The sequence below is a fragment of the Silvimonas sp. JCM 19000 genome (assembly GCF_054652575.1).
Genome location: NZ_BAAIHC010000021.1, coordinates 1 through 21,584 on the forward strand (window position 1 = coordinate 1; position 21,584 = coordinate 21,584).

22 protein-coding genes are annotated in these 21,584 nt (G+C 57.7%); 12 read left to right on the plus strand and 10 right to left on the minus strand.

The genetic code is table 11. From position 1 onward, the window contains the following. Nucleotides 1–303: 303 nt before the first annotated feature. The 4 genes from ACYQ1A_RS16660 to ACYQ1A_RS16675 form a co-directional block, all read right to left on the minus strand. Nucleotides 304–729 (minus strand): OsmC family protein, encoded by a 426-nt coding sequence (locus tag ACYQ1A_RS16660; RefSeq protein WP_062224777.1) that lies wholly within the window; start codon nt 727–729, stop codon nt 304–306. Between the two features lie 183 nt (nt 730–912). Further along, on the minus strand, nt 913–1,284 hold the full coding sequence (locus tag ACYQ1A_RS16665; RefSeq protein WP_062224776.1) for a response regulator: 372 nt from the start codon (nt 1,282–1,284) through the stop codon (nt 913–915). Nucleotides 1,285–1,313: 29 nt separating this feature from the next. Next, nucleotides 1,314–2,756, minus strand: coding sequence for an ATPase domain-containing protein (locus ACYQ1A_RS16670; protein ID WP_499363739.1), 1,443 nt, complete (start codon nt 2,754–2,756; stop codon nt 1,314–1,316). Between the two features lie 85 nt (nt 2,757–2,841). Further along, nucleotides 2,842–3,489, minus strand: coding sequence for a DsbA family oxidoreductase (locus ACYQ1A_RS16675; RefSeq protein ID WP_499363741.1), 648 nt, complete (start codon nt 3,487–3,489; stop codon nt 2,842–2,844). Between the two features lie 209 nt (nt 3,490–3,698). Here ACYQ1A_RS16675 and ACYQ1A_RS16680 point away from each other — a divergent pair, with 209 nt between their 5' ends. Further along, nucleotides 3,699–4,481: a transporter substrate-binding domain-containing protein gene (locus ACYQ1A_RS16680; RefSeq protein WP_499363742.1), complete on the plus strand. Its 783-nt coding sequence runs from the start codon at nt 3,699–3,701 to the stop codon at nt 4,479–4,481. 101 nt (nt 4,482–4,582) lie between these two features. Next, the gene (locus ACYQ1A_RS16685; protein WP_499363744.1) at nt 4,583–5,248 is read left to right on the plus strand and encodes an amino acid ABC transporter permease; all 666 of its coding nucleotides are present in this window, start codon (nt 4,583–4,585) and stop codon (nt 5,246–5,248) included. Between the two features lie 136 nt (nt 5,249–5,384). Here the strand turns inward: ACYQ1A_RS16685 and ACYQ1A_RS16690 are convergent, their stop codons facing one another. Then, entirely contained in the window at nt 5,385–5,753 is a 369-nt protein-coding gene (locus ACYQ1A_RS16690; RefSeq protein WP_062224775.1) for an Mth938-like domain-containing protein, read from the minus strand. 267 nt (nt 5,754–6,020) lie between these two features. Here ACYQ1A_RS16690 and ACYQ1A_RS16695 point away from each other — a divergent pair, with 267 nt between their 5' ends. The 10 genes from ACYQ1A_RS16695 (at nt 6,021) to ACYQ1A_RS16740 (ending at nt 15,543) form a co-directional block, all read left to right on the plus strand. After that, nucleotides 6,021–6,959: a hypothetical protein gene (locus ACYQ1A_RS16695; RefSeq protein ID WP_499363745.1), complete on the plus strand. Its 939-nt coding sequence runs from the start codon at nt 6,021–6,023 to the stop codon at nt 6,957–6,959. A gap of 155 nt (nt 6,960–7,114) precedes the next feature. Further along, nucleotides 7,115–8,344, plus strand: a complete 1,230-nt coding sequence (locus ACYQ1A_RS16700) for a pyridoxal phosphate-dependent aminotransferase (RefSeq protein WP_499363747.1) — start codon at nt 7,115–7,117, stop codon at nt 8,342–8,344. Continuing rightward, complete coding sequence (locus ACYQ1A_RS16705; protein ID WP_499363748.1) at nt 8,344–8,784, plus strand: GNAT family N-acetyltransferase; 441 nt, start codon at nt 8,344–8,346, stop codon at nt 8,782–8,784. The genes ACYQ1A_RS16700 and ACYQ1A_RS16705 overlap by 1 nt, the downstream gene beginning before the upstream one ends. Then, nucleotides 8,781–10,097: a homoserine dehydrogenase gene (locus tag ACYQ1A_RS16710; protein ID WP_499363749.1), complete on the plus strand. Its 1,317-nt coding sequence runs from the start codon at nt 8,781–8,783 to the stop codon at nt 10,095–10,097. Before ACYQ1A_RS16705 ends, ACYQ1A_RS16710 begins: the two co-directional genes overlap by 4 nt. Beyond that, nucleotides 10,090–10,458: a hypothetical protein gene (locus ACYQ1A_RS16715; protein WP_499363750.1), complete on the plus strand. Its 369-nt coding sequence runs from the start codon at nt 10,090–10,092 to the stop codon at nt 10,456–10,458. Before ACYQ1A_RS16710 ends, ACYQ1A_RS16715 begins: the two co-directional genes overlap by 8 nt. Further along, entirely contained in the window at nt 10,455–10,751 is a 297-nt protein-coding gene (locus tag ACYQ1A_RS16720; protein ID WP_062220735.1) for an antibiotic biosynthesis monooxygenase family protein, read from the plus strand. Before ACYQ1A_RS16715 ends, ACYQ1A_RS16720 begins: the two co-directional genes overlap by 4 nt. Before the next feature lie 19 nt (nt 10,752–10,770). Further along, nucleotides 10,771–12,180, plus strand: a complete 1,410-nt coding sequence (gene thrC / locus ACYQ1A_RS16725) for a threonine synthase (RefSeq protein ID WP_499363752.1) — start codon at nt 10,771–10,773, stop codon at nt 12,178–12,180. Between the two features lie 465 nt (nt 12,181–12,645). Continuing rightward, on the plus strand, nt 12,646–13,386 hold the full coding sequence (locus tag ACYQ1A_RS16730; protein WP_499363754.1) for an outer membrane protein OmpK: 741 nt from the start codon (nt 12,646–12,648) through the stop codon (nt 13,384–13,386). A gap of 31 nt (nt 13,387–13,417) precedes the next feature. Beyond that, nucleotides 13,418–14,302, plus strand: a complete 885-nt coding sequence (locus ACYQ1A_RS16735; RefSeq protein ID WP_499363755.1) for an EamA family transporter — start codon at nt 13,418–13,420, stop codon at nt 14,300–14,302. Then, on the plus strand, nt 14,299–15,543 hold the full coding sequence (locus ACYQ1A_RS16740; RefSeq protein WP_499363756.1) for a nucleoside permease: 1,245 nt from the start codon (nt 14,299–14,301) through the stop codon (nt 15,541–15,543). Before ACYQ1A_RS16735 ends, ACYQ1A_RS16740 begins: the two co-directional genes overlap by 4 nt. A 73-nt stretch (nt 15,544–15,616) precedes the next feature. Here ACYQ1A_RS16740 and ACYQ1A_RS16745 read toward each other — a convergent pair whose 3' ends face one another. The 5 genes from ACYQ1A_RS16745 to ACYQ1A_RS16765 all read right to left on the minus strand — a co-directional run bounded on the left by ACYQ1A_RS16745 (nt 15,617) and on the right by ACYQ1A_RS16765 (nt 21,284). Beyond that, nucleotides 15,617–16,717, minus strand: a complete 1,101-nt coding sequence (locus ACYQ1A_RS16745; protein ID WP_499363758.1) for an ABC transporter ATP-binding protein — start codon at nt 16,715–16,717, stop codon at nt 15,617–15,619. 57 nt (nt 16,718–16,774) lie between these two features. Beyond that, on the minus strand, nt 16,775–17,584 hold the full coding sequence (locus ACYQ1A_RS16750) for a carbohydrate ABC transporter permease (RefSeq protein ID WP_499363759.1): 810 nt from the start codon (nt 17,582–17,584) through the stop codon (nt 16,775–16,777). A 48-nt stretch (nt 17,585–17,632) separates the two neighbouring features. After that, nucleotides 17,633–18,499 carry a carbohydrate ABC transporter permease gene (locus ACYQ1A_RS16755; RefSeq protein ID WP_499363761.1) on the minus strand — a complete coding sequence of 289 codons (867 nt, stop codon included), beginning with the start codon at nt 18,497–18,499 and terminating at the stop codon, nt 17,633–17,635. Nucleotides 18,500–18,594: 95 nt separating this feature from the next. After that, nucleotides 18,595–19,842: an ABC transporter substrate-binding protein gene (locus tag ACYQ1A_RS16760; protein ID WP_499363763.1), complete on the minus strand. Its 1,248-nt coding sequence runs from the start codon at nt 19,840–19,842 to the stop codon at nt 18,595–18,597. Between the two features lie 185 nt (nt 19,843–20,027). After that, a complete protein-coding gene (locus ACYQ1A_RS16765) occupies nt 20,028–21,284 on the minus strand; it encodes an ABC transporter substrate-binding protein (RefSeq protein WP_499363764.1) in 1,257 nt (418 codons plus the stop codon). Between the last annotated feature and the right edge of the window lie 300 nt (nt 21,285–21,584).

A 21,584-nucleotide genomic window follows, 5' to 3' on the forward strand; every position in this document is an offset into this window, starting at 1 on the left:
GTATGCGAACGCGTTTGGTTTAGCCACGCGCAAGGGCGAGGAAGTGAGCCACAGCGGCGTGGAGTTTCTCGACATCTTGCGCCGCATGTAGCGCGTCGCGCGCGTCGCCGCTTGATGCATAGGGTGGGTCATGACCCACCAAGCAAAGCCATAACTACGGGCACCGAGCTTGGCATACCACTTTGGCTGGTGGGTCTGACGGGGACGCCGAGTCCCACCGTATGCGAAAGCGTTTGGTAGCCGAAGAACGGATTCATCGCGCCGGGTAGTTGGTATGGGTGGGATACAACCCACCCCATCCCGTTACGCTTCGAGCTTGGCCGTGAGCGTGATATTGGCGTTCAGCACTTTGCTGACCGGGCAATTGGCTTTGGCGCCGGCGGCGATCTGCTGGAATTGCTCATCGGTGGCACCGGGGATTTTGGCGACCAGATCGAGGTGCACGTCGGTGATGGCAAAGCCGTCGCCTTGCGGCCCAAAGGTGACGGTGGCGTTGGTGGCGATCTTCTCGGCAGTCAAACCGGCCTGACCCAGCGCAACCGACAAGGCCATCGAAAAACATCCGGCATGCGCGGCACCGATCAGTTCTTCCGGATTGGTGCCCGGGCCGTCTTCAAAGCGGGCATGAAACCCGTACGGGGCGCTATTGAGCACGCCACTGCCGGTTGAGATGGTGCCTTTACCGTCTTTGAAACCGCCCTTCCATTCTGCCGATGCTTTGCGTTGCATGAGAGTCTCCGTACCTGTTGTGGGATCAGTGCGCGAGCGCGCATTCACAAGCACCGTACGCGGGTCGGGCTGAGACAACAGTCAGAAAGGTGCCCGCAACGCTGTAGGCGGCAGGGCTACGGCAAATGGCAGAGCAATTGTATCGCGCGCAAACCGTGGCACGGCCGGGCCAGCAGCACCGGTTTAATCGGCCGAGGGGTGGCCGACCAGTTCAGCCACGCGGGCAATCAGCACGTCGATATCAAAGGGCTTGTCGTAGACGGCGTCGAACAATTCCGGATGCCGGTTGGCAATATGCGCCTGCGCCCCGCTCATCAAGATGATGGGCAGGCTGGCGGTCTCGGGTCGGCTTTTGATGTGCTGCGCCAGTTCCATGCCATTCATGATCGGCATCATGAAATCCGTGATCACCAGACCAGCACGCTCCCGCGCCAGGACTTCCAGCGCGCGTTTACCGTTGCTGGCAAACACCACCATATAGCCTTCGTCCTCCAGCGCCATGCCGAGGATGTCTGCGATGAGAAACTCATCGTCCACAACCAGAATGGTGGTCATAAGGGCGCTCCCGGCTGCACGTGACGGCCCTACCCGGCCGACAACGGAGTGGCCGAGCCCGAAAGCACGGTGGTGGCGCCGCCAAAGGTGCTGGCCAGCTCGATACCGCGCTGGCTGAGCAGGACTTCCAGCAAGGAGGTGTCATACAGACTGTCGCGCATTTTAAGCACCGACAGCGCGCGCTTCAGTTCTGCGCGCAATTCGACAAAGCGCATCAAGAACAGGTTGTCGACGATGCTCGACAATTCGGGCGCGGGCGCTTTGATTTCAGAGCCGAACATATCGCGCATTTCCCAGCTGGCGTACACGGTCACGTCACGCGAGCGCAGCTCATTCATCAACGCGCTAAAGAATTCGACTATGCGGCCGCTATTACTGGCCGCGCGCGCCATGCCACTAAGGCTGTCAATAAACACCCGGCGGGCGCCGGTTTTCTCGACGGCATCCAGCAAGCGATAGCCCAATACGTCAATCAGGGTCTCGGTGGTCGGTTGCCACTGGATATGCAGCGCGCCACTGTCCAGCCGGCTTTGCAGATCAATGCCCAGCGACCGGGCTTTGACTTGCAAGCGCGCGGGCGTTTCGTAAAAGCCGAAATGCAGGCCCGGTTCTTCCGGCGTACATTGCGCCAGAAAACTCAGCCCCAGCGTGGTTTTGCCGATGCCGGACGGGCCCATGATCAAGGTGACCGATGAGCGCGGAATGCCGCCTTCGATCAGGCGATCCAGGCTATCGATACCGGAATGCACGCGAGTCAGATCGGGAATATCGGGCATGGACGGGCTCGACAGCAGGGCTTCGAGCCGCGGATACACCACCAGACCGTGGTCGGTGATTTCAAATTCATGCAGACCGGAAATCGCGCCGCTACCGCGCGTTTTGCGCAATTGCAGGCGGCGAATGGAGCGCGAGCCATACAACTCTTCGCCCAGTTCGATCACGCCATCGACCATGGTGTGCTCGGGGCTGCTGTCTTGCAGCATGGCACTGGTCAAAAACATCACGGTGCAACCGGCAAAGGCGGCGTGGCCTTGCAGTTCGGCGATGAATTTTTTGGTGTCGATGGGGGTTTCGGCCTTGGAGCGCGCATTCAGCAAACCGTCCACCACCAGCAACGTGGCTTTCTGCCGAATGATTTCGCGGCGCAGCAGGCGCACCACATCGTCCAGCCCATCATTGGCAAGGGTATCAAAGGCGCTGACGTACTGGATTTCGGCCCCGATGGCGCTGGGGTCAAAAAAGCTCATGGTCGACAGAAACTGAAACAGGCGCTCGTGGGATTCGGCCAGCAAAGTGGCAAACAAGGCGCGACCGCCCTGGCGTACGTGATTAAACGCCACCTGGTTGGCCAGGATGGTTTTGCCCGATCCGGGGCGGCCCTGCACGATATAGGACGAACCCGCGACCATGCCGCCCTTGAACAAGGCATCGAGCCCTTTGACTCCACTGGGCAAGCGTTCCAGCTTTTCCACGCGCGCCTTACCTTATAAGTTGTATCGACCGAAGTTTACACTACCCGCATGTCATAAGCGTAAGCTTGTCTGGCGCAAATACTTGTCAGGCTTGCGCCGCGATCTGGCGTAGTGCTTGCTCAAATACCTCGGGTGGCTGGCCGCCCTGGATCAGATGACGCTGGTTAATAATGACGGCGGGCACCGAGTTAATGCCGTTGCGCAAGAAAAACTGTTCCTGATGGCGCACGTCCTCGGCAAATTCATCACTGCCCAGAATTTGCGCCGCGCGCGCGGCATCCAGGCCAACCTCCGCCACCAGGGCAGTCAGCACAGCGTGGTCGCTGGGGTCTTTGCCGTCGGTGAAATAGGCCTTGAACAAGGCATGCTTCAGCTCAGCCTGGCGGCCTTCCTGCTCCGCCCAGTACAGCAAGCGATGCGCATCAAAGGTGTTATAGATGCGGCGGCGTTCGCCCATATTGAAGGTAAAGCCCACAGCGGCGCCGCGCGCACGAATCGCTTCCTGATTGCCTGCGGCCTGCTCCGGCGTGCTGCCATATTTGCGTGCCAGATGTTCCAGGACGTCTTCGCCTTCCGGCGCCATTTGCGGGTTGAGCTCAAACGGCTGGAAATGCAGTTCAGCCTGCACATCGCCTTGCAGATTGCGCAGCGCCTGCTGCAAACCATTCAGGCCGATGGCGCACCACGGGCATGAAACATCAGAGACAAAATCAATACGTAATGGCGTAGTCATGGGGATATGTCCGGCTGGGGGCGCTTGCGCGCAATGCGGCAAAGATGGCGCAATCAGGGCTTGAGTTCAAGCCGGTCGGTCTAATGTAGAACAGCCCGCCGCCAGATTTATCCTGGTTTTTATAAGTAGAAACCGCATTTGACCGTCTGGCGTTCGCGCCTTTATTCTTGGGTCATTGATTTTTACAAACACTTATAACTGGAAAACCTATGCTAGTGCGTAAAGTCCTGATCGCCGCCCTGTTGGGCATCACCGCCGCCTCGGCCATGGCCGCCGATTTGCTTGATAGCGTGAAGCAACGCGGCACGCTGCGGGTGGCCGTCGAGGGCACTTATCCGCCGTTCAACTACAAAGACAACGGCCAGCTGACCGGTTTTGATGTCGAGATTGCGCAAGCGCTGGCACAAAAACTCGGCGTCAAAGCCGAGTTCACCACCACCGAGTGGAGCGGCATTCTGGCCGGCCTGAGCGCGGGCAAATACGACGTGATCGTCAACCAGGTGGGCATTACCGCCAAGCGCCAGGAATCGTTTGATTTCAGCGACCCGTACGTGTTGTCGCAAGCGCAGTTGGTGGTGCGCAAGGATGACAGCCGCAACTTCAAGACGCTGGATGATCTGAAAGGCAAAAAAGTGGGCGTGGGCCAGGGCACCAACTTTGCCGAGATGCTGAAAGCCGTAAACGGCATCGACGTCAAAACCTATCCGGGCGAACAGGAATATCTGCAAGACCTGGCACTGAGCCGCATCGACGCGGCGCTGAACGACACGCTGATGATTCCCTACCTGATCCACAAAACCAATCTGCCGCTGAAGGCCGGTGCGGGCGTGGGCGAGCCGTCGCTGAACGGCATTCCGTTTGTAAAGAACAACCCCAAATTCAAGGCCGCGTTGAACAAGGCGCTGGCGGACATCAAGGCGGACGGCACATACACCAAGATCTCGACCAAGTGGTTTGGCCGTGATGTGAGCAAGCCGGTGGCAGCACAATAAATATCGCCCATCAACATCAAGATCGAGGCCGCTTATAATGGCGGCACTCTGATCCTCAGAACCCCCTGCCCGGCAGGGGGTTTTGCTTGCTGGAACTCGCCATGAATACACTCGCGCTGTTGCAATCCGCCTGGCCGTATCTGCTCAAAGGCACCGGCTACACGCTGCTGTTTGCGGTGGGCGCGATGGTGGGCGGCTTGCTGGTGGGGGCGCTGCTGGCGGTGCTGCGGCTGTCGGGCGTCAAGGCGCTGCAATGGCCCGCCGCCTTGTATGTGAGCGCAATGCGCGGCACGCCGTTGCTGGTGCAGATCTTCATCATCTATTACGGTCTGCCCGCCATCGGCATCCAGTTTGAGCCGATTACGGCGGGCATTCTGGCCTTGAGCTTGAACACGGGCGCTTATGTGTCCGAAACCATGCGCGGTGCCATCAACGGTGTGGATCGCGGGCAGTGGGAAGCCGCTTTCAGCCAGGGCATGGGGCGTTGGCAAACGCTGCATTACATCGTGTGGCCGCAGGCGCTACGGCTGGCGGTGCCGAGCTTGTCCAACAGCTTGATCAGTTTGATTAAAGACACGTCGCTGGTGTCGGTGATTGCGGTGACCGAACTGATGCTGGCCACCAAGGAAGTCATCTCGACCACGTTTCAGCCGTTTCCGCTGTACGTGGCCGCTGCGGCGATTTACTGGTGCCTGAGTTTGATTTTTGAGCAGGTGCAACGCCTGCTGGAACGCCGCCTGGGGCGCACCCTGGCGCGCCAACCGTAACCCTCCCGCCCCTCATAGGGTGGGTCTCGACCCACCAGACAAAGTTATTTCCACGGACGGTGTTTTTGGCATGCCACTTTGAGTGGTGGGTCTTGACCCACCCTATGCGGCGGCCGATTCCACCTTCGCGGGTAACCTAGCGCGCCAGCACCAGCGCGATCACCTTGCGGTCTTCGGCGGTCAGGATATTAAACGTGCGGCACAGCGCGCCGATGTCCATCACGTCCACGCCGATATGCGCGGCGCTGAGCGCAGCGTACAGGCGCGGATGCGGAAACTGGATGGTTTTGCCGGTGCCCAGCAGCACGACTTCGGGCTTCAATTCAAGAATCTGGCTGAAATGCTCAGGCGCCAACTCGGCAAACGAGGCCGGTGCCCATTCGCGGATTTCATTGGCGCCCACAATCAGGCTGCCCTCGTATTGCTGTTGATTAACCTTGACGAAGCCATCGCCATACGACGTGAACTGGTTGAGATGATCGACGTTGGTATGGTGCAGTTTCATGATGCGGTTCCAGAGATATACGCCAGGCAAAGTGGCGACATTCTAACCTGGCCGCCCGCCGCCTTCGCCCCCTCCGCGCTTATGGTTTTTGCTGCAGCAAGCTGACAGCGCTACATGGTGTTGTTTATTTGCCAGGCGTGCTGTTGGTTGCAATTGATGTAAGTAGAATCCGACACGCCGACACGCTTTTATACAAAACCACTACGTTGGCTGACGCACAAAACAAACAAATCCAATAAATCAAAAATCAATTCCGGGGCGTGATGTATGAGTAAAGGGACGAGATACGGGCGGCTATTGCTGCTCGCGCTGGCGGCTGCCGCCAGTTTGCAGATGACGGGCTGTGCTTCAATCGTAAAAGGCACGCATCAGACCGTGGGAATCCAGGCGCGCAAAAACGACACCGGCATTACCGGCGCGCATTGTGTACTGAGCAATGACAAAGGCCAGTGGGAAGTCGATACCCCCGGCATGGTGGAAGTGCATCGCGCCTATGGCGATCTGCATGTGGTGTGCAGCAAGGACCAGGACAAGGGTTCGATCGCCGCGCATTCCAGCACGCAAGCGGCGGTATTCGGCAATATCCTGGCGGGCGGGATCATCGGCGTGGCAGTGGATAGTGCCAACGGTTCGGCTTATGACTATCCGAACGCACTGGTCGTTACCATGGGTGTGTTCAGTGACATTCCAGTCGATAAAGCACAAATGGTGGCCACCAGCAGCGCGCCAGCCAAACCCGTAGCCGCCACGGCCCCTGCCGCAACCGTCGCACCTGCCGTTCCGGTAGCGGCAAACGCGCCGGCCCCGCAAGCCGCCGCCACCGCCAATATGGTGGCCAGCAATGCGCCGCTGGTGCCGCAAGCGCCCATCAATACAGAACTGCCGGTCATCATCAGCGCCATCAATCGCAGCACCAGCAACGGCCAGACTGTGCGGTTGGGCACGCATGCCATGTGGGACAACCACTGCCGCGCCCGCCCAGTGCCCGAAGTGACCGTGCGCGGCGCGCCCATGCACGGCAAGGTTGAGCTGCATTACGAGCAATACGTCATTGGCGAAGGCGACGCCTGCGTCGGCCGCGCGGTGGAGGGGGTGGCGGTGTATTTTGTGCCTGATGCCAACTATCACGGTGCGGATGAGTTGATGTACACCGTGGCGCTGCGCAATCGCGTCAAACAAATCAACGCCGACATTACGATGCAGTAATCCTGACGGCCCGCCCCCCGCACCACGGGCGGGCCATGTAACACCTTGAAAACTACGAAATAAATAAATCGCGCACCAATTGCTGTCACCACCCTGCAACGCAGCATCTTCTTCGCTAGAATAGGCGGTTCCCCTGTCTTAATACCGATCAGCCCATGGATGCCATTCTCAAGTCGAACAAGCTGTTAAACGTCTGCTACGAAATCCGTGGCCCCGTGCCAGAAAAAGCGCGGCAGATGGAAGAAGATGGCTATCGCATCATCAAGCTCAATATCGGCAACCTCGCCTCGTTTGGCTTTGATGCGCCAGAAGAAGTTGTACAGGACGTCATCCGCAATCTGCCTGCGGCGGCCGGCTATGTAGACAGCAAGGGTTTGTTTCCGGCGCGTAAAGCCATCATGCATTACACGCAGGAAAAGAAGATTGCCGATGTCACCGTGGACGATATCTATATCGGCAACGGCGCATCCGAACTGATCGTGATGAGCATGCAAGGCTTGCTCAACAATGGCGACGAAGTGCTGGTGCCGATGCCGGACTATCCGCTCTGGACCGCCGCCGTCAGCCTGGCCGGCGGCACACCGCGCCATTATCTGTGCGATGCGTCTAACGATTGGCTGCCATCGCTGGACGACATCCGTGCCAAGATCACCCCGCGCACCCGCGCCATCGTGGTGATCAACCCCAACAACCCCACCGGTGCGCTCTACCCCGACGATCTGCTGCGCGAAATCGTTGAGATTGCACGCCAGAACAAGCTGATCATTTACGCCGACGAGATTTACGACAAGGTGCTGTATGACGGCGCCACGCATACCTCGATTGCTTCGCTGGCCGATGACGTGCTGTTTGTCACCTTCAACGGCTTGTCCAAAAACTATCGCGCCTGCGGTTATCGCGCGGGCTGGATGGTGGTGTCGGGCAACAAGAAAATCGCCAAAGACTACATCGAAGGTCTGAACATCCTGGCCACCATGCGGCTGTGCTCCAACGTGCCGTCGCAATACGCCATCCAGACCGCGCTGGGGGGCTATCAAAGCATTGGCGATCTGGTGCGGCCGGGCGGCCGTCTGCACAAGCAGCGCGAACTGGCCTATGAGCGCCTGAATGCCATCCCCGGCGTGACGTGCGCCAAGCCCAAGGCGGCGCTGTATATGTTTCCGCGGCTCGATCCGGCCATGTACCCGGTCAAGGACGACCAGCAACTGATTCTGGAACTGCTGCAAGAAGAAAAAGTACTGCTGGTGCAAGGCACCGGCTTTAACTGGCCGCATCCCGATCATTTCCGCATCACCTTCTTGCCGAATATGGACGACCTGGGCGATGCGCTCGATCGCATCGAACGCTTTCTGGGCAACTATCGCAAGCGTTACGGAAACGACTGATGCAAGTGCTCGAGCTGATCGACGACACCGCACGCATTGTGCAACCGCGCTGGCTGGCGCAAGCCGAAGCCGTGCATGTGCAATTGCGCCCCAATCTGCCCGCAGACTATGCCGGGCGATTGGCGCAGATTGCCGCCAATGGCGGCCGTCTGATTGCGGTGGTCAAAGACGACAAAGTGCTCGGGCTGGCCTTGTGGCGGATTATTGAAAATACCTACGAAGGGCGTCGGCTGTATGTCGATGACCTGGTTACCGATGCTGCCCAGCGCTCAAAAGGCGTGGGCAAAATGCTGCTGGATTGGCTTGAAGCGCGAGCCAATACGCAGGGCTGCGACGTGCTGGCCCTGGATTCCGGCGTGCAGCGCGCATTGGCGCATAAATTCTATTTTCGCGAGGGGATGCATATCGCCTCGTACAACTTTAAAAAGGCGCTGAAATGAAAGCGATTCATGTGGGTCTGTGCGGTGTGGGCACCGTCGGCGGTGGCACGGCCGCCGTGCTCAAACGCAACGCGGAAGAAATTGCCCGCCGCGCTGGCCGGCCTATTGTGATCAAGATTGCGGCTAGCCGTGACCTCGAACGTGCACGCACCGTTTGTGGCCCGGATATCGAAGTAGTGGCCGATGTGATGACCGTGGCGGACCATCCCGATGTCGACATCGTGGTGGAACTGATCGGTGGCACCACCATCGCCAAGGATCTGGTCTTGCGCGCCATCGAAAACGGCAAGCATGTGGTCACCGCCAACAAAAAGCTGATTGCCGAGTACGGCAATGAAATCTTCGCCCGCGCGCAAGAAAAAGGCGTGATGGTGTCGTTTGAAGCCGCCGTGGCCGGTGGTATTCCGGTGATCAAGGCCTTGCGCGAAGGCCTGACTGCCAACCGCATCGAATGGATCGCCGGCATTATCAACGGCACCAGCAACTTTATCCTGACCGAAATGCGCGACAAGGGCATGAGCTTTGCCGCCGCGCTGGCCGACGCGCAACGGCTGGGTTATGCCGAAGCCGATCCGACCTTCGATATCGAAGGCCATGATGCCGCGCACAAGCTGACCATCATGAGCGCGATTGCCTTCGGCATTCCGGTGCAATTCGAGAAAGCGTATCTGGAAGGCATCAGCAAGCTGGATGCGCTTGATATCAAATATGCATCCGAACTCGGCTATCGCATCAAATTACTCGGCGTCACGCGCCGCCGCGAAAACGGCATTGAACTGCGCGTCGCACCGACCCTGATCCCGAGCAAACGGCTGATCGCCAATGTCGACGGCGTGATGAACGCCGTGCTGGTCAAAGGCGACGCCGTTGGCGCCACGCTGTATTACGGCCCCGGCGCGGGCGCTGAGCCGACCGCTTCGGCCGTCATCGCCGATCTGGTCGACGTGACCCGTCTGGCCACCGCCGACCCGGAAAACCGCGTGCCGCATTTGGCCTTCCAGCCTAGCGCCATCGCCAATCTGCCTATCCTGCCGATCGACGATGTGGAAACCTGCTACTACCTGCGCATGGACGCCAATGACAAACCGGGCGTGCTGGCCGATGTGACGCGCATCCTGGCCGAGGCCAATATCTCGGTCGATTCCATGCTGCAAAAGCCCGCTGCCGAACAGGTGGATGGCCGGGCCGACATCATCATCCTGACCCACCTGGCCGTGGAACGCCGCGTCAATGAAGCGTTGGCGCGCATCGAAGCGCTGGACAGCATTACCGGCCACGTGGTCAAGCTGCGGCTGGAACATCTGCATGGTTAAGCCGCTGCTGCTGACGCTGCTCAGTCTTGCGCTCACCGCCCCTGCCTACGCCGAAAACACCAGCGTACGGGCGGTGAATATCCAGTTGCTGCGCGGCCAGGCGGTGGCGCAATGCAAGAAAAAAGAACTGCCTGCCGGTGCGGCCGACGTGCTGGCCAAGCTGCAGATCGAGCTGGATCGCAATGCGTTTTGCGGCTGCGTTGGCAGCAAGCTCAAGGATGACAAGCGCATCAATGCGCTGATCTCTGGCGCGGATGCGCAACTCGATGACGATGGCCTGAAGCGCGTGCTGGAAGCCCGCGCCGCAGCGGCGGGTTTCAGCTGCCTCGGCCAGCAAATCGATACGGCCACCGCGCAATGATTCTGGAAGTGGCCCATCTGGATATCCGTCCTGGCCAGCGCGCCGCTTTTGAAGCGGCTTTTGGTCAGGCGCAAAACATCATCGCGGGCATGCCCGGCTATATCAGCCACGAGCTGCAACATTGCCTGGAACGCCCGGATCACTATGTTTTGCTGGTCAGATGGCAAACGCTGCAAGACCACACCGAAGGTTTTCGTGGCTCGCCGCAGTATCAACAATGGAAGGCGCTGCTGCACGGTTTCTACCATCCGTTTCCGAAGGTAGAACACTACGAGCTCACCGCGCCCGATTGATCTGGAAAACTACATAGCCATGCATTACATCTCTACTCGCGGCGGCATGCCGCCCAAGCGTTTTTCTGAAATCCTGTTGGGCGGCCTGGCCCCTGATGGCGGTCTGGTGGTGCCCGACGCCTATCCGCGCCTGAGCGCCGATGAACTGAACGCCTTGGCCGGTCTGAGCTATACCGACCTGGCTTTTGCCGTGATCAGCCGCTTTGTCGACGACATCCCGCCTGCCGATCTCAAGACCTTGATCGACAAGACCTACACCGTGGCCGCGTTCGGCAACGCCGACATCACGCCGGTTACCCGACTCGAAGACGATCTGTTTATCCAGCAATTGTCCAACGGCCCGACGCTGGCCTTCAAAGACATGGCCATGCAGTTGCTGGGCAATCTGTTTGAATACGTGCTGACGCGTCAGGGCGAGCAAATCAATATTGTCGGCGCCACCAGCGGTGACACCGGCAGTGCGGCCGAATACGCCATGCGCGGCAAGAAAGGCGTCAACGTCTTTATGCTGTCGCCCTTTGGCAAAATGAGCGCCTTCCAGCGCGCACAGATGTTTTCGCTGCAAGACGAAAACATCTTCAATATCTCGGTCAAATCGATGTTCGACGCCTGCCAGGACATGGTCAAAGCGCTCAACAACGACGCTGATTTCAAACGCCAGTACAAGATAGGCGCGGTCAACAGCATCAACTGGGGCCGCATCGTGGCGCAGGTGGTCTACTACTTCAAAGGCTATTTTGCGGTGGCCGGACAAGTGGGCGAGCCAGTCGATTTCTGCGTGCCCTCGGGCAACTTCGGCAATATCTGCGCCGCCCACGTCGCGCGTCAGATGGGTCTGCCAATCCGCCGCCTGATTGTGGCCACCAACGAAAACGACGTGCTGGACGAGTTCTTCAAAACCGGCGGCTACCATCCACGCGCCCTGGAACTGACTTACGAGACCTCCAGCCCGTCGATGGATATCTCCAAGGCCTCCAACCTGGAACGCTTTGTGTTTGACCTGACCGGCCGCGACGGGGCCAAACTGGCGGCGCTGTGGCATACGGTGGAAAAAGAAAAAGGCTTTGATCTGGCAGCCGCCGATTTCGCCCGCCTGCGCGACGAATTCGGTTTCCGCTCCGAGAAAAGCACGCACGCCGATCGCATCGCCAATATCCGCGAAGTGTTCAGCAAATACGGCGTGCAAGTCGACCCGCACACCGCCGACGGCTACCACGCCGCCAAGGCACATCGCGAGGCGGGCGTTAAGGTCGTCATCATGGAAACCGCCCTGCCCGCCAAGTTCGAAGCCACCATGCTCGAAGCGCTGGGCCAGAAACCCGTGCCACCCGCTGGCCTGGCCGATCTGGAACAACTGCCGCAACGCTTTGATGTAATGGAAGCGGATGCCGAAGTGTTAAAGCGCTATGTGGCGGAACGCGTGCGCTAAGGTTGGCACGATGGCAGATCAAGAAACCCGGCATTAGCCGGGTTTTTTTTGCCCAGGCACCTGCGGGCATGGCGAACTTCATCCGGCCATTTTGTGCCATGTTGCGGTCTATCTATTGCTCCGGTGCGTGGATAAGCGCCATCCAATCATTCTTTACAAGTTAACGGCTAACTTATAAAAGCCGCATTCGCTCTTCCTGCCCCGTCAGCGCCAGACAGCCTTCTTGCAAAAATTTATGCGAAATTTCTTATTCCACAAAAATCCCGGCATTGATCTATTCGCACCCGTTATTAAATAGAGCCTATTCCAGTATTGGACCCGCTATAAATCCGACATTAGCATTCAGCATCGCTAATAGCGATAGATAAGCCCGATACAGGCAAGCGCGCTCAGCGCATTCATATCCCCACTGTTTGATTGAATCTCAGCGCCGCAAACAAAAAAACCAACCATGTGGGAGTCAATATGCGTTATCTGATCATCGCAGGTGCAATGCTATGGGCCGCGGCTGCAGCGCAGGCTGAATATAAAAGCGGGTTTGGCGATGTGAGCCTGAATTATCTGGACTGGAATCACAACAAGGCCAAACGCGCCAACAACGCCTATATCGAATTAGAAGGCGCCAGCAATTACGATTGGGGCGAATTATATGGCTTCGTCGATTTTGAGCATTTTAATAACGATTCCGACAAATACTCGTTTTTCGCCAAAGGCCAGTTTCGTTATTACCTGAGCAAAGACGGCAGCAAGGGCCCGGCTTTGTTTATCCAGGCCAAGCCGGGTGTGGCCAAGGGCTTTCATGAGGTCAACCTGGTGACCGGTTTCAGCACCAACTTCTTTATCGCCGACGCCTGGTTTGCCCCCTTTATCGGCGCGCTTTACACCAATAAAAGCGTGAGCGCGGCCCGGGTTGAATTTGCCGGCTGGAATGGCTATCAACTGGGCTGGTCTGCGGGCAAGAAATTTAACCTGCTGGGCCAGAACTGGCGCGTCACCAACTGGAACGAATACGACTTCGCCCGCAAAACCAGCTATGTGCCGCGCGGCGCTGATCGAGAGAGCCTCAACGGCACGCTGGCGCTGTGGTGGTTGCCTGCAGCCGCGCCAGCATGGTCGACCGGCATTCAGTACCGCTACGCCTGGAACACGCTGGGCCAGCCCGGCCTTACCGATGGCTACATCGCCACCGTCAAATACAACTTCTAAGCGCCATCGGGCACAACAGGACGGATGACGTATGAAGGGTGGCATTCTGGTGTTTCTGGGGGCTTGTAGCTATGGCGTGTTATCCACCGTGGTGGCGCTGGCATATCGGGCGGGCCTGAACCTGAACGATGTGATCGGCAGCCAGTTAGTGGTGGGGGCGCTGTTGCTCTGGCTGGTGGTAGGGGCGCGGCGCCGCTGCTGGCGCGCGCCAACTTTGCGCACGGCGCTGCCGACCTTGCTGGCAGGGATTACGACGGGCGCAACCACCTTGCTGTATTACGCGACGCTGCAGTTTGTGTCGCCCGCGCTGGCCGTGGTGCTGTTCCTGCAATTTACCTGGATGGGCATCGTGCTGGACGGCGTGTTGCGGCGGCAATGGCCGTCGCTGGCGCGCTTGCTGGCGGTGGCGATCATCCTGGTCGGAAGCGCACTGGCGGTGAACTTGCCGGTGCTGGGACTGGATGGACTTAACTGGACCGGCACCGCGCTCGGACTGGCGGCTGCGCTATCCAACACCCTGCGGATTTTTGCCAGCGGCCGCATCGGCCTGCAACTTGACCCCATGCTGCGTGCAGCGTTGATGGTGAGCGGCGGCGCCCTGTTCGCGGCGCTGATCGTGCCGCCCACCTTTTTGTTGCATGCCGGCAGCCTGTGGCAGGTGCTCAGTACTTATGGCTTGTTCCTTGCCTTCTTTGGCTCGGTGTTCAGCGTGCTGATGTTTTCGCTGGGTGCCCCGCTGATCAGCACCGGCCTGGCCTCAGTACTTAGTGCCATGCAACTGCCCATCACGATATTGCTCTCCGTCCTGGTTCTGAAACTCCCCATCAGCGCGCTGCAGCTGGGCGGCGTGGCCGCCATTCTGGCGGGCATTACTCTCGCCGGCCTGCCTGCGCGCAAAAACGGAAAATCATCATGAAAAACCGGCTCAAAGTTCTTTCGTTTCTGCAGTACTTTATCTGGGGCGCCTGGGTGGTCACGTTTGGCGCCTATATGATCCGCACCCTCGGTTTTACCGGCATGCAAGTGGGCGAGGTTTACAGCACCAAAGGCCTGGCCGCCATCATCATGCCGGGCCTGCTGGGCATCGTGGCGGACAAATGGGTGCCCGCCAACCGGCTGTACGCGCTATGCCATACCATCAGCGGCCTGGCGCTGTTTTATGCCGCACAGGTTCAGCAGCCGAGCGTGATGTTCTGGGTGATGCTGATCAATATGATGATGTTCATGCCCACCATGGCACTGTCCAACACCATCACCTACTTCTGCCTCGGCAAGGCCGGGCTGGATACGGTGGCGAATTTTCCACGCATTCGTGTGTTTGGCACCGCCGGCTTTATCGTGGCGATGTGGGCGATCAGCTTGCTGCATTTTGAGCTGAGCAATGTGCAGCTTTATATCGCCGGTGGCGCCTCGTTATTGCTGGCGGCTTATGCGCTGACCTTGCCCACGGTGCCCACCGCCGAACGCGGCGCCAATCAAAGCCTGGCCAGCCGCTTTGGGCTGGATGCGTTTGTATTGTTCAAGCGACCGCAAATGGCGTTGTTCTTTTTGTTTGCCATGCTGCTGGGCGTAGTGCTGCAGGTGACCAATACCTTTGGCAATCCCTTCCTGCACGACTTTGCCAACCAGCCGCAGTACGCCGATAGCGTGGTGGTGCAATACCCGTCCATGCTGCTGTCGATGTCGCAGATTTCCGAAATCTTTTTCATCATGGCCATTCCCTACATGCTGCGGCGCTTTGGCATCAAGACGGTGATGGTGGTCAGCATGCTGGCGTGGGCTTTGCGCTTTGGCTTCTTTGCCATCGGCAACCCCTCACCACTGGGCATGGTGTGGTTGTTGCTGTCGATGGTGGTGTACGGCTGCGCCTTCGATTTCTTTAACATCTCGGGCTCGATCTATATCGAGAAAGAAGTCAGCCCGACCATACGCGCCAGTGCCCAAGGCTTGTTCATGACCATCGTTAACGGGCTGGGCGCCTTTGTCGGCGCCAGGGCCAGCGGCGCCATCGTCGATCATTACACCGTGAGCGGCGTGCGCGACTGGCACAGCATCTGGCTGATCTTTGCCGGCTATGCCTTGCTGCTGGCGATCGTGTTTGCACTTGGTTTCAAATACAAGCATGTGCCGGAACACATGGTGCAAGTACAGCATTAGGCCGCCAGTGGCGGGCCCAAAACAGAAAGCCCCGCAACTGCGGGGCTTTCTGCATGACGCAAGCGGCAGCAAATCAAACGGTGCGCTTGAACGCCAGACCAGCTTCATCAAACACCAGCGCATTGCTTTCCGGAAACACCAGGCGCACCGCGTCGCCGCGTTTAAGGCTGGTGTAGTGGCCCGGCAGCTTGACCGACAGGATGTCGTTAACGCCCGGGATTTCCACATAGGCCAATACGATATCGCCCAGATGCTCGACCAGATCAACGCGTGCCGGGATGCCGACATCGCCTTCGGTGGCCAGCTGGATATGTTCCGGACGTACGCCCAGCGTTACCTTGGAGCCCGCCGTTGCACGCGAAGCGTCGACGGCGGCGCGCACGGTGATGCCCTTGGGCAGACGCACCACGGCCAGGCCGTTTTCGACGCCTACCAGTTGCGCTTCCAGCAGATTCATCTTGGGCGAGCCGAGGAAGCCAGCCACAAACAGGTTGGCCGGGTTCTCGTACATTTCCAGCGGCGAACCCACTTGCTGCACCACGCCAGCGTTAAACACCACGATACGGTCGGCCAGGGTCATGGCTTCAACCTGATCGTGCGTCACGTAGATCATGGTGGTTTTGAGATCGGCGTGCAGCTTGGACAACTCGACGCGCATATTCAGACGCAGCGATGCATCCAGGTTGGACAGCGGTTCGTCAAACAAGAACACTTGCGGCTCACGCACGATGGCGCGGCCGATGGCCACACGTTGGCGTTGGCCGCCCGACAGGGCTTTGGGTTTGCGTTCCAGCAGATGGGTAATTTGCAGAATCTCGGCGGCACGTTGCACGCGCTTGTCGATTTCCGCTTTGTCCGCGCCCGCCAGTTTCAGCGAGAACGCCATATTGTCGTACACGCTCATATGCGGATACAGCGCGTAGCTCTGGAACACCATGGCGATGCCGCGTTTGGACGCGTGCACATCGTTGGCGACCGCGTCGCCTATCATCAATTCGCCTTCGGTGATGTCTTCCAGGCCGGCGATCATGCGCAGCAGCGTGGATTTACCGCAGCCCGACGGGCCGACAAATACGACGAATTCGCCGTCCTTGATTTGCAGATCGACGCCTTTGATGACCGTAACGTCTTTGGTGTAACTCTTTTTAATGCCCTTGAGCGTAACCGATGCCATTTACTCGATTCCCTAAAATTCTTGATGGTTCTGAAGCGTATCTGTGGTGTGCCGGTCTTATTTGACCGCGCCATCCATGCCGCTGACAAAGTAGCGTTGGGTAAAGGCGAAGAACACCAGTACGGGGATCACCGTCATCACGATGGCAGCCATCACCATGCTGTCTGACGTAGCGAACGGGCCGGTCAGATCATTGAAGACGCCTACGGCCAGCGGCAGTTTCTCACGGCTGGTGAGAATAATGGAGGGCCACAGATAATCATTCCACGCGTTAACCAGCGTAAAAATGCCCAGTGCGGCAATCGACGGCGCCGAGACCGGCACCATGATGCGCCACAGAATCTGCATCTCGGTGGCGCCATCCACACGCGCGGCGTCGATCAAGTCTTGCGGCACCATCTCGAACGCTTGCTTCATCAGGAAAATACCGAAGGCCGCCGAGAAGTTGATAACGGTGGCGCCCAGATATTCGTTGATCAGATGCAGGTGCTTCATCGTGATGAAGTTAGGAATCATCGCGACTTCGGACGGCAACATCATGGTCAGGATGATGATCACGAAGATGGTTTTGCTACCCACAAACTTGAGCCGCGCTAACGGATAACCCGCCAGCACCGACACGATCACCACGCCGATCACGGTCATGATGGCCATGATGGTGGAGTTTTTCAGGTAAGTGAGGAACGGCATGTCCGTAAACACTTTGGCGAACCACAGCAAGCCTGGCTCCGTGGGCCAGAACGAACGTGGAAACGTGTACATGTTTTCGGGATTGGTCGATAAACCGACCGAGGCCGCCCACCACAAGGGGAAGGCGGTAAAGATGGCGAATGCGATCAGACCGGCGTAATGCCCGGTCAAACCCATGATCCGCCGCGAATTTCTACCCATGGCCATAATATATTTACCCCTGCCTTATTTCTTTTCGCCAAAGAAGCGGAACTGGATGATGGCGAGAAGCACGCAGAAGAAGGTGATTACCAAACCTGCGGCCGCAGCCCGGCCAAAATTGAAGTTGCGGAACGCCTGGTCGTATACGTAGAACAGCGCGGTATACGTGTCGCCCTTGCCACCCTTGGTCAGCACGATCGGTTCTTGCATGACCTTGATTGCGGCGATGGTCGACAGCAGCGTGCACAACAGGATGGTCGGTTTGACCATCGGCACGGTGATCTTCCAGAACCGCTGCCAGGCATTGGCGCCATCGAGCACGGCGGCTTCTTCCACTTCGCTGGGAATGGCTTGCAGGCCGGCAAGATACAGCACCATGTAATAACCAATACCTTTCCAGAAGGTAAAGATCATCATCATGTACAGCGCAATTTTGGGTTCGCCCAACCAGTCGATCTGGTCATGCAACAGACCCAGGCTGGTCAGCAACCAGGTGAGCATGCCGTCGTATTTGTAAACGTAAATCCAGACCACACCGGCAATCGAAATCGAAGTAATCACCGGGATATAAAACGTGGCGCGGAAAAACGTCATGCCCGGCAATTTGTTATTGACCAGCTTGGCCAATACCAATGCGCCCAGCTGAATGACCGGCACGATCAGCAAATACAGCAGCGAATTCTTGAGGGCATTCCAGAATAATTCTTCATGGAATATGTATTTGAAATGCGCAAAGTTATTCCAGGTGGCGGTGCCATCGGCAATGGAATAATCCTGGAAAGCGAGATACGTATTAAAGCCTACTGGCCAGAATGTAAATACGCCCATCAGGATCAAAGCCGGGGCCAGGAACAAATAGGCAATAGCGGCGTAACTGCGGGTATTCTTCACGGCTTAACTCGACTGTAGCTTTATTTTTATATTGCAAAGATCGGTGCGGAACCGCATTTGCTGCGTGTTCCGCACCGGGTCTGGCTTAAATCAAATTACTTGACCAGCTTTTCGTTCCATGCGGCAACGGCTTCGTCCAGTGCGGCCTTGACCGGCTTGCGGCCTTCGATCGCGTCCTGGATTTCGTCTTGCAGTTTCTTGGTCATTGCAGCTTCGTCCGGCAGCACGCCCGGCGGGATGGTCAGCGTTACAGCCTTGTCCATCGACTTGGCAGCAACAGCACGGCCTTGCTCAACCGGATCAGCCGACTTGGCGCCCGACTGGAAGTACGGGTCCAGGTTGCCCTTCTTGGTCGACGGGAAGGTGGTTTCGGTTGCCTTCGAGAAAGCAACTTGCTGTGCATCGCCGGTCAGGAACAGACCCAGCTTGGCGGCAGCGGCCGGATCCTTGGTGCCTTTCGGTACCACGAAGTCCATCAGCCATGCGCCGAATGCCATCTTGCCGGCATCAGTCGGGAAAGCAGCCACGCCAGTCTTGGCGTATACAGCCTTGGCATCGGTTTCGGTGCGCTTGAGGGCTTGCGGCGCGGTCGTCATCATGGCGATCTTGCCGGAGTTGTAAGCAGCGATTTCTTGCTCGAACTCAACCTTGAACACGTCTTTCGGCATTACGCCAGCTTTGTACAGATCAGCAAACTTCTGCACGAAAGCTACGTGTTTCGGCGAATTGAACACAGCCTTGTTGCCTTCGATGACCGGCAGGCCAGCGTAGTAGAACCAGCCCACAAAGTTACCCAGCTTCGGCGCATAAGCCGGTACGCCGGTCTTGGCGGTGATCTGCTTGCCGTCAGCCACAAACTGGTCGAACGAAGCCGGAGCGGTCTTCACGCCAGCCTTGGCCAGGATGTCTTTGTTGTAAGCGATGATCGAAACGGAGTTGTACCACGGGAAGGCATAGACCTTGCCGTTGACGGTCACGTCTTTGAGCGCGCCTACCGAGTACGCGCCTTTGGCTGCGCCCAGGTACTGGTCGATCGGCAGAATGTCGCCGGCTTGTGCGTGGGCATGGACCCAAGGCACGTTGAAGTTAACCAGCGCCGGCGGGCTGCCAGCAGCGATCGAAGCGATCAGTTTCGGTTCGATCTGATCCCAGTTCATGTCAACCCACTTGGCGGTCAGGCCCGGGTTGGCTTTGTTGAAATCGGTCACAGCCTTGTTGAAATAGTCGTTGAATTTCGGAGCCAGGTTCATGGTCCAGAATTCGAGTTCGGTATCAGCCTGGGCATGCAGGGCTGCGAAACCGAATACAACGGCGCCAACGGTCAACATCTTATTGAGCTTCATCTTGTCTTCCTCTTGGAGTTATCGACAAATACGCCAGGATTTCCTGTTCCTCGCGGTACACCACATTGAACCCGGCGTATCTCACCAGATCATGCGGATTTTCTGTTTTGCTGCGGCAGTGTATCAGAAAATTCCCACAGCAAAATCCATCTTTGTATGCCGCTGTCAATTGCGGCTAATACCTATTATTTTGTTGCAGACAGCTTCTGATTCCAGTAGGCGACGGCGGCATCCAGCGCGTCTTTAGCCGACTTGCGCCCTTCAATCGCTGACTGCAATTCATCCTGCAGTTTCTTGTTCATCGACGCTTCGTCCGGCAAACCGGTAACCGTCAAAGTGCGTGCGTTAACAATGGCTTTGGCAGCCACAGCGCGACCATGCTCAATCGGATCTGCCGAATTGGCGCCTGCCTGGAAATACGCATCAGTGACGGATTTACGCGTGGACGGGAACGTGGTTTCAGTGGCTTTGGAAAAGCGCAGCTGGTTTTCATCGTTGGTCAAAAACTGGCCCAGCTTGACGGCCGCGTCGACGTTTTTGGTGCCTTTGGGCACAGACCAGAAGAACAGATAGCCACCAAACGGCGTATTGCCTTTGGATACCGGGAACGGCGCGGTCACGGTCTGGGCGTAGATGGTTTTGGCGTCGGTTTGCGTGCGCTTGAGTGCTTGCGGCGCGGTGGTCATCATCGCAATCTTGCCCGAATCATAAGCGGCAATTTCTTGCTCGAATTCCATCTTGAAAACGTCTTTCGGAATTGAACCGTCTTTATAAGCCTGGGCAAAACGCTCAACAAATTTGACGTGCGCCGGGCTGTTAAAGACCGCCTTGCCGTCTTTGATGACGGGCAGGCCTTCATACATAAACCAGCTGGAAAATTCTTGCAGCTTGGGGGCAAAGCCAGCCACACCGGCTTTATCTTTCAATGCTTTGGAATCGCTGAACAATTGGTCCAGCGTTTTGGGTGCGTCTTTCAGGCCCGCTTTATCAAACAGCGCCTTGTTATAGGCAATGATCGACACCGAGTTGTACCAGGGCAGGCCGTAGATTTTGCCGCCGTAGGTCACGTCTTTGATGGCGCCATCGGCGTAGGTGTTTTTAAAGCCGGCGATCTTGCTATCGAGTGGCTCGATCAGACCTTTTTGCGCATATTCAGCAGCCCAGGGCACGGGCAGATTAACCAGCGACGGCGCGGTGCCACCGGCGACGGCGGCCACAAAGCGCGGCTGGAAAGCATCCCAGTCGACATCAACCCAAACGGCTTCGATGTCGTTTTGTGAGCTATTGAATTTGGCAGTCAGCTCTTTCATGACCGCGTCAAACTTGGGGGACAGACTGTTAGACCAGAATTCGATTTTGGTCTTGTCGGCGGCCGCAGCCGGGAGCGATGCCATTGCGCAGGAGGCGGCCGCAACGGCCAGCATGATCTTGTTGAGCTTCATCTCGCGTTTCCTCTGTGTTCCGGTTTTGTCGGGTCACCCGTACAGGGCGCCACTTGCGGCTCAGGAAGGAATAACACAGCGAAAACAAAAACATACAGCGAGAAGCTCATCCACAAACTACAGACGTGCCGGGCCCAGACGTAACCGGACGCATAGGGCGTCGGGTTCAATAGATCGTCGTTCGATTCCGCGGATGCATCGGCTGCGTTGTTTTATAAAGGTCGCAGACCTGATCCATCCATCCTCTGCTACCCGCTCGTTATCGGCGGGCTTATGTCTTGTTTCAACGCCCCGCTATCG